We start from the raw sequence: 13,927 nt of genomic DNA on the forward strand, positions 1-13,927 counted from the left end.
GCCTGCACTGGACATACCGGTAAGACCACAATAATTAAGTCCTGAATCTGATGTGCTCCGCACACGGCAGCCAGGACACCGACCAGGATTCCTCCCATGCTCAGATGGTGCTCGCGTTCAATCTTCCTCCAAGTGGTTCTCGGACTGGTGCTCGGCATCGTCTGTGGGCTGACCCTTCCCGAATACTCCGCTCAGCTCAAACCGCTCGGTGACGGTTTTATCAAGCTGATCAAAATGCTCATTGGCTTGATTGTGTTTTGCGTAGTGGTCAGCGGCATCAGCGGTGCCGGCGACCTGAAGAAGGTCGGCCGTATCGGCCTAAAATCGGTGATCTACTTTGAAATCCTGACCACCATCGCTCTGGTGATCGGTCTGGTGTTTGCCTTCAGCACCGGTATCGGCAGCGGCGCGAACATTCACCTGGAGCAGCTTTCCGCAGCCGACATGGGCGACATTGCCCAGCGCGGCCAGCACATGCACACCACCACACAGTTCCTGATGGACCTGATTCCGACGTCGGTGATTGGTGCCTTTGCCGATAACAACATCCTGCAAGTCCTCCTGTTCTCTGTGCTGTTCGGCAGTGCGCTGAATCTGGTGGGCGAGGCGGCATCGGGCATTTCGCGGCTGATCAATGAACTCAGCCACGTGATTTTCCGCATCATGGGCATGATCGTGCGCCTGGCGCCGATCGGTGTGTTCGGTGCGATCGCCTTCACCACCAGCAAGTATGGCCTGGACTCGCTGCAACACCTGGGCAGCCTGGTCGGCCTGTTCTACCTGACCTGCGTGGCTTTCGTGACGCTGATTCTCGGCCTGGTGATGCGCCTCTCTGGCTTGAAGATGTGGCCGTTGCTCAAGTACCTGCGCGAAGAACTGCTGATCGTCATGGGCACCGCTTCGTCCGACGCTGTGCTGCCTCAAATCATGCGCAAGCTTGAGCACCTGGGCATCGGCAGTTCGACGGTCGGGCTGGTGATTCCAACGGGTTACTCGTTCAACCTCGACGGTTTCTCGATCTACCTGACCCTGGCCATCGTGTTCATCGCCAATGCCACCGGCACGCCGCTGGCAATGACCGACCTGCTGACGATTCTGTTGGTATCGTTGATCACCTCCAAGGGGGCCCACGGTATTCCGGGCTCGGCGCTGGTGATTCTGGCGGCCACCCTGACAGCCATTCCGGCCATTCCGGTGGTGGGCCTGGTGCTGGTGCTGGCCGTGGACTGGTTCATGGGGATCGGCCGGGCGCTGACCAACCTGATCGGTAACTGCGTGGCGACCGTCGCCATCGCGCGATGGGAAAAGGACATCGATGTGCAGCGGGCGAACAAGGTACTTTCGGGCCAGGCGGGTTATACCTTCCAGCCAAGAAAACCGATTGCACCGGCACATCAGCAGGAATTCTGAATCAACGGTGTGCCGGCCTCGCCTTGGCCGGCACACCTTCACCACTTTTAAATGCTCATGGAGCGAACAGTGATTACCTCGTCGACCGTCGTAACTTCAGTCGTGGAAAAACTACGGGCCGCCTTGGCCCGAGGTCAGTGGCGCTCCGGCGAAATGCTGCCGGGGCAACGTGAACTGGCCGAACAGCTGGGTATCAGCCGCCCGAGCCTGCGTGAAGCCGTCATCGTCCTGGAAACCCTTGGCCTGGTGCGTTCGATGCCGGGCAAAGGCGTGGTGGTGCTCGAAGCCAATCTCGCTGACAACCAGGCGCATGACAGTGCAGTGGCCGCAGCGAGCCTGGAAGACGTGCTGCAACTGCGCTACACGCTCGAGCCGTTCATCGTCGGCCTCGTGGCGCAGTCCATCAGCAGCAAGGAGGTCGGGCAACTGCGCCTGACCCTGATGGACATGCGCGAAGCCCTGGAGGCCAATGACAGTGAAACTGGCGTAAGCGCCTACATCGCGTTCCACGAAGAGCTGTTCACGCTGACGTCGAACCCGATCTTCCAGAGCGTGGTCCAGCAAACCAGCAATGCCCTCAAGCAAAGCGCCGAAGTGTTGCGCAACTCCCCGGAGCATCTGGCTGAACGCCTTGAAGAAAACGAAGCCGTGGTGCGCGCGATCCGCAACAAGAACAGCGCCCAGGCCAGCGCCGAGATGCGCCGGCACATTTTGTGCGAAGGCCAGCGCATGGGCATCGAACTGAACATCCCGGAAGACAACCTCGGCAGTTGAAACCTCTTCGAACTGGAGATTGGCCATGAACAGCTTCGCCTCGCCACAAACGCTCGCCACCCTGCCCGTCCGCCCGTCGGTGGATGATCTGTATTCGCGCGTCCTCGATGCCATTTTCGAACAGCGCATCCATTCGGCCAGTCGCTTTACCGAAGAAAGCCTGGCGCAGATGTTCGGTGCAAGGCGCAGCGACATGCGTGATGTGCTGACGCGGCTGTCCCACCAGCAGATCATCATCCTTCGGGTCAACCATCGTCCCCGCGTCGCCGAGCTTGATGCCGAGCAGACCCGGCAGACACTGCACGCCCGGCGCCTGGCCGAGATCATGCTGGTGCGGCTGGCGTGTCAGCGACCCTGCGCGCAAGACTTGAAGCGCCTGCGGACACTGGTCGATAACGAGCATCAGTGCACCGAGCGTGGCCGGGCGATTCGCTTGTCGGGAGAGTTTCATCTGCAGTTGGCACAAATGGCGGGGAATGCACCGCTAGCGCATTTCCTTGAGAACCTGGTACCGCTGACTTCCTTGGCGATTGCGCAGTTTGATCTGCAGCAGAAGGAATATTGCGTGGAGCACATGGAGATTCTGGATGCGCTGGAGCGAGGCGATGCCGCGAAGGCCCAAGTCGCGCTCAACCGGCATCTGGATTACCTGGAAGATTTGTTGCTGAGTCCTGAATCGGTACTGGGCCAAAACTGTGCCGCAGGTTAGTCCGCTTTCGGCGGAACGCCGCCCGGAGCAGGCTCGCCCCCACAGGGAACTGCACTTCAAGTGTGGGAGCGTGCCTGCTCGCGATGGCGGCTCAGGGCTCACTGCAATTTTTGACGTTACTGCGCAGCCACCCGCGCAAACCCCTCGCGGATCTTTTTTTCCGGCAAGTCATCGGCAATGAACACGATCACGCTTTCGCGCACGTCGTCTTCCGCCCACTCAGTATCCCAGTCAAAACCATAAAGCTTCAGCACCCCCTGAAACACCATGCGACGGGATTCACCAAGAATGTTCAACACGCCTTTGTAGCGCAGCAACTGCTTGCCATGCTCCTCCAGCAGTTCGTTCATGAACTCGCTGAGCTTGTCGATATCCAGCGGTTTTTCAGTGCGCAGCACCAGACTGGAAATGCGGTCGATAGACGGAGCTGCCTGGCTGACCGGGCGCAAACTCACGCCGCCACCGAGGTCGGCGTTGAGGTTGAAACCGCGCACATCTAGCAACTCGGCCAGGTCGATCTTGCCGTGGTCAACCATGCGGATCGGCGCACGCCGGTTGATGCGGGTCAGGCGTTCGCTCAACGCGGTGAAGGTCGGTTCGTCCACCAGGTCGCGCTTGCTCACCAGCAAGCGGTCGGCGAATCCGACCTGCGCCTGGGCGATAGTCTGGGTCAGGTGCAGGTCTGCATGTGCCGCGTCGACCAGGGTAATGATGCCGTCGAGGATATAGCGCTCACGCAACTCTTCGTCGATGAAAAAGGTTTGCGCCACCGGTGCCGGATCAGCCAGGCCGGTGCATTCGATCACCAGGCGGTCGAAGGCGATGTCGCCCCGGTCCAGACGCTCGAGCAACAGATAAAGCGCTTTAGTCAGGTCGGTGTGGATGGTGCAGCAGACGCAGCCGTTGGACAGCGTCATCACTTGTACCGGCTCATCGCCCAACAACTGGGTATCGATACCGGCATCGCTGAATTCATTCTCGATCACGGCAATTTTCAGACCGTGCTCGGCCTTGAGCAGGTGACGCAACAGGGTAGTCTTGCCGGCGCCGAGGAAGCCGCTGAGGATTGTTACGGGGATGGGAGAGGACAAAATTGATCTCCTGTTTCACAAAACTGATAAACAACACAAAACAAATGTGGGAGCGAGCCTGCTCGCGAAGGGGCCGTCAGCTTCAACAAATAGGCTGACTGGGACACCGCTTTCGCGAGCAGGCTCGCTCCCACAGGTTTTGCTGTTAACCCGCAATCCGGATCAACAGCACTTCGGCCCACCCTTGCCACCGTAACGGGCTTCCTGACGCTCCCGAAAGAACATCTCATAGCTCATCACCGGTTTATCCGGGTGCTTGGTCTGCATATGCTCGACATAGTTGTCGTAGTCGGGCATCCCGACCATCAGGCGCGCGGCCTGTCCGAGGTATTTACCGAGGCGACTCAAGTCATTGAACATGCTGCAATCCTCTGGTTACGCATCCGGCAGCGCCTGGAATGGCGACTCTTTATCCGTACGCTCTTTTTTACCCCAGGCGGCAATACCGACCTTGAGTGCATAGAACAGGATGCTGAACACCACGAACAGGAACAGCGCGGTCAGCGTTGCGTTGGTGTAGGCGTTGAAAATCACGTGCTGCATCTGGGTGATGTCCTTGGCCGGGGCGAGGATCTGGCCGTTGGCCAGGGCATCGCTGTATTTCTTCGCCAGGGCCAGGAAGCCGATCGCCGGGTTGGCATCGAACAGCTTGATGAAGCCCGCTGTCGTGGTGCAGATCAACAGCCATACGGCTGGCAACATGGTGACCCAGACATAACGCTGGCGTTTCATCTTGATCAGCACGACGGTGCCGAGCATCAGCGCGATACCGGCCAGCATCTGGTTGGAGATACCGAACAGTGGCCACAGGGTATTGATGCCACCCAACGGATCGATCACGCCCTGATACAGCAACCAGCCCCACATGGCCACACAACCGGCGGTGGCGATCAGGTTGGCGGTCCAGGATTCCGTGCGCTTGAGCGCAGGAACGAAGGAGCCGAGCAAGTCCTGCAGCATGAAACGCCCGGCACGGGTGCCGGCATCCACGGCAGTCAGGATGAACAGCGCTTCGAACAGGATCGCGAAGTGGTACCAGAACGCCATGGTGTTCTCGCCCGGCAGAACACTGTGCAGCGGCACGGGCCAGGATGGTGGTTTCACCAATATCGTGGGCTACGGCTTGCAGGGCTTCCGGGGTAATCGCAAAGCCCCAGTTGCTGACGGCTGTCGCAACGGCCACCACATCACCGCCGACCACGGCCGCCGGGCTGTTCATGGCGAAGTACACGCCAGGCTCGATCACTGAAGCGGCAACCATGGCCATGATCGCCACGAACGATTCCATCAGCATGCCGCCGTAGCCGATGTAGCGGGCGTTGGTTTCGTTATCCAGCAGCTTCGGCGTAGTGCCGGAGGAAATCAGCGCGTGGAAACCGGATACCGCACCACAAGCGATGGTGATGAACAGGAACGGGAACAGACCGCCCTTCCATACCGGGCCAGTGCCGTCGACAAACTGGGTCAGGGCCGGCATTTTCAGCTCGGGCATGGTCACCAGGATGCCGATGGCCAGGGCGACGATGGTGCCGATTTTCAGGAAGGTCGACAGATAGTCACGCGGTGCCAGGATCAGCGCCAGGATCAGCCACACCGGCAGTACCGCCGCGACAAAACCGTAGCCGATCAGCATCCAGGTGATCTGGATACCGGTAAAGCTGAACGCCTTGGCCCACACCGGATCCGCGGCAATCTGCCCGCCGAGCCAGATCGAACCCAGCAGCAGCAATACGCCGATCACCGAGATCTCACCGATACGACCCGGGCGGATGTAGCGCATGTAGATGCCCATGAACATCGCGATCGGGATGGTCGCCATCACCGTGAAAATCCCCCAAGGGCTTTCGGCCAGGGCTTTGACCACGATCAGTGCCAGCACCGCGAGGATGATGATCATGATCAGGAAGCAGCCGAACAGCGCGATGGTGCCGGGGATGCGGCCCATTTCCTCACGGACCATGTCCCCCAGGGAACGCCCGTTGCGGCGGGTGGACATGAACAGGACCATGAAGTCCTGAACGGCACCGGCCAGCACCACGCCGGCGATCAGCCACAGCGTACCGGGCAGGTAGCCCATCTGCGCCGCCAATACCGGGCCGACCAGAGGTCCCGCGCCAGCGATGGCCGCAAAGTGGTGACCAAAAAGAATGTGCTTGTTGGTTGGAACGTAGTCCAGACCGTCATTATTGAGCACAGCGGGAGTGGCCCGTCGCGCATCGAGTTGCATGACATTGTTAGCGATGAACAGACTGTAGTAGCGGTAGGCGACCAGATAGATGGCCACGGCAGCGACCACAATCCACAAGGCGTTGATTGCCTCGCCTCGGCGCAATGCCACGACACCCAGGGCGCACGCACCTACGATTGCCAGCACCAGCCAAGGCAAATGGCGTAGCGGGCTATTATTATTTTTCATTTTATTATTCCAGCCAGAGTGGACAAGAAAGACAGCCACCCCGAGTTTAGCGCTCCTGACGGCAAAGACCATACCCCGACATTGGTCTAGACACCTGCACGCGCTGGCAGCCTCTGATCATGCGGGTCTATAGTCAGCGTACATTTCCGAGGATCGCACCATGAGCGAGCACCCTGCCGAACGTCGCCGCTTCAAACGTATTGCGTTCGATGCCCGAACCGAGCTGAGCCAGGGTGAGTCAACGTGGCCGGTGAAGTTGATCGACCTGTCGCTCAAGGGCTTGCTGATCGAGCGACCCGATCCCTGGCTGGGCAATCCACAGCAGGATTTCCTGGTCGACATTCATCTGAACGAAGAGGCCGACATCACCATGGATGTGCAACTGGCCCACGACGACCATGGCCAACTCGGCTTTGTCTGCCTGCACATCAGTCTGGAGTCCATCGAACGCCTGCGGCGATTGATCGAGCTCAATCTCGCTGATCCGCAGGAACTGGAGCGAGAACTAGGTGCGCTGATCGAGATCTAGCCATCACCGAAAATCTTTGTGGGAGCGAGCTTGCTCGCGATGGCGGCCGTTCAGTCAATAAAGAGATTGTCTGAATCAATGCTATCGCGAGCAAGCTCGCTCCCACAGGGTTTGTATTCAACCTGCAAGTTATTCGAACAACGCATCCAACGCCTGCTCCAGACGCGTAACAGCAATAATCTGCAACCCAGCCGGCGCCTCCTTCGGCGCATTGCCCTTGGGCACGATGGCCCGCTTGAACCCGTGCTTGGCAGCTTCCTTCAAGCGCTCCTGACCACTCGGCACCGGACGCACCTCACCGGAAAGCCCGACCTCACCGAATACCAGCAGATCGTGGGGCAACGGCCGGTTGCGCAAGCTGGACATCACCGCCGCCATCAACGCCAGGTCGGACGCCGTTTCCAGCACCTTGACTCCGCCGACCACGTTGAGAAACACGTCCTGGTCGTGGGTCGGAATGCCACCGTGGCGGTGCAGCACCGCCAGCAACATTGCCAGCCGGTTCTGATCCAGCCCCAGCGTGACCCGACGGGGGTTGGCCAGGTGGCTGTCGTCCACCAGCGCCTGAACCTCCACCAGCATCGGCCGCGTGCCTTCCCAAGTTGCCATCACCACGCTACCCGGGACTTCTTCCTGGGCACGGGTCAGAAAAATCGCCGAGGGGTTGGAGACTTCTTTCAGGCCCTTGTCGGTCATGCCGAACACACCCAGTTCATTGACCGCACCGAAACGGTTCTTCACTGCCCGCAACAAACGTAGGCGCCCGTCGGACTCGCCTTCGAAATACAGCACGGTGTCGACCATGTGTTCCAGAACCCGAGGGCCAGCCAGCGCGCCTTCCTTGGTGACGTGGCCCACCAGGAAAATCGCCGTGCCGCTCTGTTTGGCGTAACGCACCAGCAACGCCGCGCTTTCACGCACCTGGGATACGCCCCCCGGTGCCGATTGCAGTTGCTCGGTAAAGATCGTCTGGATCGAATCGATCACCATCACCTTGGGCTTTTCCTGACGAGCCATGGCAATGATGGTTTCGATGCAGGTTTCGGTCATGACCCGCAGTTGATCCTGGGGCAACCCCAGGCGCCGCGCACGCATGGCCACTTGCTGCTGGGATTCTTCGCCGGTGACGTACAGCGCCGGCATGCTCTTGGCGAGGTTGCACAAGGTTTGCAACAGAATGGTCGACTTGCCGATGCCGGGGTCGCCACCGATCAGCACCACCGAGCCATCCACCAGACCGCCACCCAGAACCCGGTCGAGCTCGCTGGAAGCGGTGGAGAAGCGCGGAATTTCTTCGACACTGACTTCGGCCAGGGTCTTGATCTGCGCCTGCTGGCCGGTCCACCCGGTACGACCGCTGGGGGCGGCTGCCCCGCCGCTTTCCACCATGGTTTCGGTGAGCGTGTTCCAGGCTCCGCACTCACCGCACTGGCCGGCCCATTTGGGGAAGGTTGAGCCGCACTCGGTGCAGCCGTACATGCGCTTGGCCTTGGCCATCGGAACTCCCGGAAAAAAACGCGATGATAGCTCAGCTGAAGCGCGCGAGTGCGGCCGGATACTTCGCAACCCTTTTGGTGACTTCAAACAGCCCCATTAAACTCAGACAGATTGATACACACTCACTTACAAGCCTTGTATAAGTTTTTTGTTCAATATAACCAACAAACTCTAGAGACAAGCTCTATTGCGCAACTTGAAAACCTATACAAACCTTATTCATTTACACATTTAAAACACAACCTCAAATACACTTACATAATGCGCGGTTATTAACCAAGAAAAATACGCAACTTGCCAACCCCGAAACTAACCAAACAGTCCACATTCCGCCCGCCGACTTCTAACTACCCGATAAACTTAACGTCCCGATCCAGGGATAGTCCCTTGACCCTGGCTCGCTCACACATAGAAGCCATATCGCTGAAAAACGTCGTATGCAAAACACCGCAAAAGGCCTGGCCACCCCACAGTTGAGATCAATCGGTGCGTTTTTCAACATCACCCGCCGTCGATTGCTGCAAGCACGGCAGGCAGTTGATTCGAGCAGAATGCGATTTGCTGATTTACACTGCGCTCATCAATCTCATCTGTAACAAGGAAATAACCTATGGGCGTGCTAAATGAGTTCAAGGCCTTCGCGGTCAAAGGCAACGTGGTCGACATGGCCGTCGGCATCATTATCGGTGCGGCCTTCGGCAAGATCGTTACCTCGTTTGTCGGTGACCTGATCATGCCGCCAATCGGGATGCTGATCGGTGGCGTGGACTTCACTGATCTGGTCGTAACGCTCAAGGCAGCGGACGGCGCGACTCCGGCGGTGGTGCTGGCTTATGGCAAATTCTTCCAGACCATCATCGACTTTGTCATTGTCGCCTTCGCGATCTTCATGGGCGTCAAGGCCATCAACCGCCTGAAGCGCGAAGAGGCCGTGGCCCCTAGCCTGCCGCCGGTTCCAACCAAGGAAGAAGAGTTGCTGGGCGAGATCCGCGACTTGCTCAAGGCCCAGAACAACCGGCCTTGACGGCATTGGCAAAAAAGTACGGCGCCTTCGAGGCGCCGTTTTTTTTACCAGAAATTTTCTACCGCCACCTGGCCGGGGCGCCGGCTGAGGCTCAAGTGCATGTCCCGCTGTTTAAGCAGCTTGCGCGTGTCATCGATCATCTGCGGGTTGCCACACAACATGACCCGAGAATGCTCAGGGGTCAGCGCAACACCCGCCGCGCGCTCCAGTTCGCCGTTTTCAATCAGCGTAGTGATCCGCCCGTTCAATGAACCGGGATGCTGCTCACGAGTGACCGTGGTGATGAATTGCAGTTTGTGTGCGTACTCTGCCAGATAATCACGCTGGGCCAGCCCGGCGATCAGCTCCTGATAAGCCAGTTCCCGGGCTTCGCGAACGCTGTAGACCAGGATGATCCGCTCGAATCGCTCCCAGACTTCGAAGTCCTGGAGTATCGACAGGAACGGCGCGATGCCCGTGCCTGTGGATAACAGCCACAGATCGCGCCCATCGACAAAACGGTCCAGCGTCAGGTAACCGAACGCCTGGCGGTCGACCAGCAATGCATCGCCAACCCCCAGGCGGCTGAGCTCGCTGGTGAACTCACCGCCCGGTACGACAATTGAAAAGAACTCGAGGAACTCGTCATAGGGCGAGGACACCATGGAGTAGGCGCGCCATACCGTGCTGCCGTCAGCCTTGGTGACACCCAATCGGGCAAACTGCCCCGCCCGAAACCGAAACCCTGCGTCCCGGGTGGCACGCAAGGTAAACAGGCTCTGGGTCAGGGGATGAACCTCAAGCAAGGTCTGACGGGTAAATTTTTCTTCACTGACGGACATGGAAGGCTCCAATCGAAGATGCCCCAGTGTCCCGCAAAGAAAGCGGCGTAACCACCGACAATTTGTAGTGACATTAATCCATACCAAAGACTGTTTACCAAATGCGACATACATCAATGATTACAAAATGCCACACGACATCTTATAACGCCTCCATTGTCTAAGAACCTTCAACACACTTTTCCAACAGTCAAAAGAGCAAAATTGTCGGACCATTTCTGTAAGAACTGTCCTACACTCCGTGACGTGCCGCATTTCGGATCCAATACTGCCAACGGACAATACGCACATGGAGAAAATACTATGGAGATTTGGAAGGAGTCACAGCTCAATCATTTGGCGCACACGCAAGAGATCAATACGGCCTATCGAATCGCGCTCAACTTCGTTAGAAACCTTGGATATAAATTTTGTGGATTTTCAGTTACTTCTAACTCAGTCGGAGCCGACGCCAGTACGGTGAACCTGAACAATTTTCCCCATGAGTGGAACGTTCAATATGAAAAAAACAACGTCACGCAAATAGACCCGGTAATAGCGCATTGCAATCACTCAACGCTGCCCGTTCTCTGGAGCGAAGAGCTTTTTTCCAGGACGCCATGGCTATGGCAGTTGCTGCAGCAACAAGGTTTGCAGCATGGCTGGTCCCAGGGGATCCACGATGAGGAAACCGGCCTGCGCAGTATTCTCAGCCTGGCCAGAAGCCACTGCCCGATTTCAGCCTATGAGCTGTACGAGCATCTTGGATTCTCGGTATTCATCAGCCGCCATTTGCACGCACTGGCGCTCGCAATGCACCCGGAAAAACCGGCTCGCCCCCAGGCTCCCCCCTTGTCACGGAGGGAACTCGAAGTATTGAAACTCTCAGCCGATGGCAAGACGGCCTATGAAATTGCCAGGATTCTCAGTTTGAGTGAACGCACCGTCAATTTTCATGTGCACAGGGCTATCGAGAAGTTCGGCGTCAATAACAAGATTGCGGCAGTCATCGCCGCGGCCCGGTCCGGAGCCATCTGAAAGCGCCCGCCCGCGAGAAAACCTGCGGGTAATCCAGGCAAAAAAAACGTACCATTTGCGGTCCTTCCTGAGTGATGGCGTGTAGACCGTCACGACGCAGTTCACTCGGACGGCTCCGCCCGCTCCAACGCCTTCGGGCAGCGGGACATCCGTAGATTACCCAGAGCCCCGCCCCATGCCTTTGCTCGAAACACCCTTCGCCAGCCTCGACCTGATCCGCCAGCCCGAACAGCAGAACGAACCGCTGCAAGCTTTCGATGCGGCCGATGAATACCTGCTCAATCACCTGGCCGAACAGCAGCCGGCGTCGGACACCCGGGTATTGGTGCTCAATGACAGTTTCGGCGCGCTGGCGGCCAGCCTGGCGGGCAAGGTGCGAGTGGTCAGCAGCGGTGATTCGTTCCTGGCCACGCAGGGTCTGGAAAAGAACCTGGTGCGCAACGGCCTGGCCTTTGATGCGGTGCCGAGCATACCCGCCAGCGAAGCCATTGCCGGGCCGTTCGACTGCGTTCTGATCCGTGTACCGAAAACCCTGGCCCTGCTGGAAGAACAACTGATTCGCCTGCAAGGCCAACTGGCACCCGGCGCCCAAGTGGTCGCCGCAGCCATGATCAAGCATCTGCCCCGGGCGGCGGGCGACTTGCTGGAGCGTTACATCGGCCCCGTGCAAGCCTCGTTGGCGGTGAAGAAGGCGCGGTTATTGATTGCCACGGCTCAGGACAAAACGCCAGCAGTGTCGCCTTACCCAACGCGATACAGACTCGATGAACCGGCTATCGAACTGCTCAACCACGCCAATGTGTTTTGCCGCGAAGGCCTGGACATCGGCACCCGGGCATTTTTGCCACACCTGCCGAAAAACCTCGGCTCGGCGCAAGTCGCCGATCTCGGTTGCGGTAACGGCGTCCTGGCCATCGCCAGCGCCCTGCAAAACCCCGAGGCCCACTACACGCTGGTGGACGAGTCATTCATGGCGGTGCAATCGGCGTCCGAGAACTGGCGCGCAGCCTTGGGTGAACGGGAAGTGATCGTGCGCGCCGGCGATGGCCTGGCCGGCCAGGAACCGCAATCGCTCGACGTCGTACTGTGCAATCCACCGTTTCACCAGCAACAGGTGGTGGGCGACTTCCTGGCGTGGCGGATGTTCCAGCAGGCCCGCGAAGCGCTGGTCGTGGGCGGCGCGCTGTACATCGTCGGCAATCGTCACCTGGGCTACCACAGCAAGCTGGCGCGATTGTTCCGGGGGGTCGAGCAAGTGGCGGCCAACCCGAAATTCGTGATCCTCAAGGCACGCAAGTAACAGGCAAAAAAACCCTCCGGTCGGAGGGTCGTAAATCCGTGCCCTTAGGCCACGGGAGAGATGTCAGTGCGTGGTCAGGCCGGCTGCGTTCATGAACATACGCATCAGGCTGGCGACGATGAACAAGGCGCCCACGCTGCCGACCCAGATAAGGGCCAACCAGCCGAGCCGCTGCCACAGCGGCTTTTTTTCGGCTTCTTCAATGTCGTGCAGGGAATGTTTTGCAGCCATAACGTCAATCCTCTTCAAGATTGATGGCGTCGCATCCGACGCCATCGTCGGAACGCCGCCCGGAGTAAGCTCGCTCCCACAGGTTCGTTGTGCAGCAGACTAGTGATAGCCGTCTTCATGGGTGACCTTGCCGCGGAACACGTAATAGCTCCAGAAGGTGTAGCCCAGGATGAACGGGATGATGAACAGCGTGCCCACCAGCATGAAGCCCTGGCTTTGCGGCGGCGCGGCGGCGTCCCAGATCGAGATCGAAGGCGGGATGATGTTCGGCCACAGGCTGATGCCCAGCCCGCTGTAACCGAGGAAGATCAGCACCAGGGTCAGCAGGAACGGCGTGTAGTGCGCGTTGCGGGCCACGGCGCGGATCAGGCCGTACATTGTCACCAGCACCAGGATTGGCACCGGCATGAACCAGAACAGATTCGGCATGGTGAACCAGCGAGCGGCGATATCCGTGTGGGCCAACGGAGTCCAGATACTGACGATGCCGATCACCGCCAGCAGCACGAAGGCCAATGGTCGTGCCAGGTCATGCATCTGTTCCTGCAATTTGCCTTCGGTCTTCATGATCAGCCAGGTACATCCGAGCAAGGCATACGCCACCACCAGCGCCGCACCACAGAACATCGTGAACGGTGTCAGCCAGTCCAGCGAACCACCGGCGAACTGCCGGTTGACCACCGGCAGCCCATCGATGAACGCGCCAAGCGCAACGCCCTGGAAGAACGTCGCGGTGACCGAACCACCGATGAACGCCTTGTCCCACAGGTGACGCTTGTCGTCCCTGGCCTTGAAGCGGAACTCGAAGGCCACGCCGCGGAAGATCAACCCGATCAACATCAGGATCAGCGGCAGGTACAACGCCGAGAGCACCACTGAATAGGCCAGAGGAAACGCGCCGAACAACGCCGCGCCCCCCAACACCAGCCAGGTCTCGTTGCCGTCCCAGACCGGGGCGACGGTGTTCATCATCACATCGCGATCGGTCTTGCCCGGAATGAACGGGAAGAGAATGCCGATGCCCAGGTCGAAACCGTCCATGACCACGTACATCATGATGCCGAAGATGATGATCACGGCCCAGATCAGCGGAAGATCAATACCCATG

The 13,927-nt window shown here is 58.7% G+C and carries 13 protein-coding genes and 1 pseudogene; 7 read left to right on the forward strand and 7 right to left on the reverse strand.

Annotated features, from left to right (window positions below):
• The first annotated feature begins 96 nt into the window (after positions 1-96).
• The 3 genes from ASD95_RS27105 to ASD95_RS27115 all read left to right on the forward strand — a co-directional run bounded on the left by ASD95_RS27105 (position 97) and on the right by ASD95_RS27115 (position 2,893).
• Positions 97-1,410 carry a C4-dicarboxylate transporter DctA gene (locus ASD95_RS27105; protein ID WP_056728732.1) on the forward strand — a complete coding sequence of 438 codons (1,314 nt, stop codon included), beginning with the start codon at positions 97-99 and terminating at the stop codon, positions 1,408-1,410.
• 69 nt (positions 1,411-1,479) lie between these two features.
• Complete coding sequence (locus ASD95_RS27110) at positions 1,480-2,184, forward strand: FadR/GntR family transcriptional regulator (RefSeq protein ID WP_056728734.1); 705 nt, start codon at positions 1,480-1,482, stop codon at positions 2,182-2,184.
• Between the two features lie 25 nt (positions 2,185-2,209).
• Positions 2,210-2,893, forward strand: a complete 684-nt coding sequence (locus ASD95_RS27115; RefSeq protein WP_056728735.1) for a GntR family transcriptional regulator — start codon at positions 2,210-2,212, stop codon at positions 2,891-2,893.
• A 116-nt stretch (positions 2,894-3,009) separates the two neighbouring features.
• Here the strand turns inward: ASD95_RS27115 and yjiA are convergent, their stop codons facing one another.
• From yjiA to ASD95_RS27130, 3 genes and pseudogenes are all read right to left on the reverse strand, one after another.
• Positions 3,010-3,984, reverse strand: a complete 975-nt coding sequence (gene yjiA / locus ASD95_RS27120; RefSeq protein WP_056728737.1) for a GTPase — start codon at positions 3,982-3,984, stop codon at positions 3,010-3,012.
• A 162-nt stretch (positions 3,985-4,146) separates the two neighbouring features.
• Positions 4,147-4,344, reverse strand: coding sequence for a YbdD/YjiX family protein (locus tag ASD95_RS27125; protein WP_007895266.1), 198 nt, complete (start codon positions 4,342-4,344; stop codon positions 4,147-4,149).
• A 15-nt stretch (positions 4,345-4,359) separates the two neighbouring features.
• Positions 4,360-6,400, reverse strand: a pseudogene (locus ASD95_RS27130) (carbon starvation CstA family protein).
• Positions 6,401-6,560: 160 nt separating this feature from the next.
• Here ASD95_RS27130 and ASD95_RS27135 point away from each other — a divergent pair.
• On the forward strand, positions 6,561-6,929 hold the full coding sequence (locus ASD95_RS27135; protein WP_056728739.1) for a PilZ domain-containing protein: 369 nt from the start codon (positions 6,561-6,563) through the stop codon (positions 6,927-6,929).
• A 129-nt stretch (positions 6,930-7,058) separates the two neighbouring features.
• Here ASD95_RS27135 and radA read toward each other — a convergent pair whose 3' ends face one another.
• Complete coding sequence (gene radA / locus ASD95_RS27140; protein WP_056728741.1) at positions 7,059-8,426, reverse strand: DNA repair protein RadA; 1,368 nt, start codon at positions 8,424-8,426, stop codon at positions 7,059-7,061.
• 610 nt (positions 8,427-9,036) lie between these two features.
• On the opposite strand from radA, the gene mscL reads away from it, so the two are divergent.
• A complete protein-coding gene (mscL, locus tag ASD95_RS27145) occupies positions 9,037-9,450 on the forward strand; it encodes a large-conductance mechanosensitive channel protein MscL (RefSeq protein WP_056728743.1) in 414 nt (137 codons plus the stop codon).
• A gap of 44 nt (positions 9,451-9,494) precedes the next feature.
• Here the strand turns inward: mscL and ASD95_RS27150 are convergent, their stop codons facing one another.
• Positions 9,495-10,271 (reverse strand): ferredoxin--NADP reductase, encoded by a 777-nt coding sequence (locus tag ASD95_RS27150; RefSeq protein WP_056728745.1) that lies wholly within the window; start codon positions 10,269-10,271, stop codon positions 9,495-9,497.
• Positions 10,272-10,574: 303 nt separating this feature from the next.
• Here ASD95_RS27150 and ASD95_RS27155 point away from each other — a divergent pair, with 303 nt between their 5' ends.
• Both ASD95_RS27155 and ASD95_RS27160 read left to right on the forward strand, forming a co-directional pair.
• Positions 10,575-11,288 (forward strand): helix-turn-helix transcriptional regulator, encoded by a 714-nt coding sequence (locus ASD95_RS27155; protein ID WP_056728747.1) that lies wholly within the window; start codon positions 10,575-10,577, stop codon positions 11,286-11,288.
• A 175-nt stretch (positions 11,289-11,463) separates the two neighbouring features.
• Positions 11,464-12,588 (forward strand): methyltransferase, encoded by a 1,125-nt coding sequence (locus ASD95_RS27160; RefSeq protein ID WP_056728749.1) that lies wholly within the window; start codon positions 11,464-11,466, stop codon positions 12,586-12,588.
• Positions 12,589-12,651: 63 nt separating this feature from the next.
• Here the strand turns inward: ASD95_RS27160 and ASD95_RS28985 are convergent, their stop codons facing one another.
• Both ASD95_RS28985 and cydB read right to left on the reverse strand, forming a co-directional pair.
• Entirely contained in the window at positions 12,652-12,819 is a 168-nt protein-coding gene (locus tag ASD95_RS28985; RefSeq protein ID WP_082563037.1) for a DUF2474 domain-containing protein, read from the reverse strand.
• Positions 12,820-12,918: 99 nt separating this feature from the next.
• A complete protein-coding gene (cydB, locus tag ASD95_RS27165; protein ID WP_056728750.1) occupies positions 12,919-13,926 on the reverse strand; it encodes a cytochrome d ubiquinol oxidase subunit II in 1,008 nt (335 codons plus the stop codon).
• Position 13,927: the final 1 nt, after the last annotated feature.

Origin of the sequence: Pseudomonas sp. Root71 (assembly GCF_001429045.1) — a bacterium.
Lineage (GTDB): Bacteria > Pseudomonadota > Gammaproteobacteria > Pseudomonadales > Pseudomonadaceae > Aquipseudomonas > Aquipseudomonas monachiensis.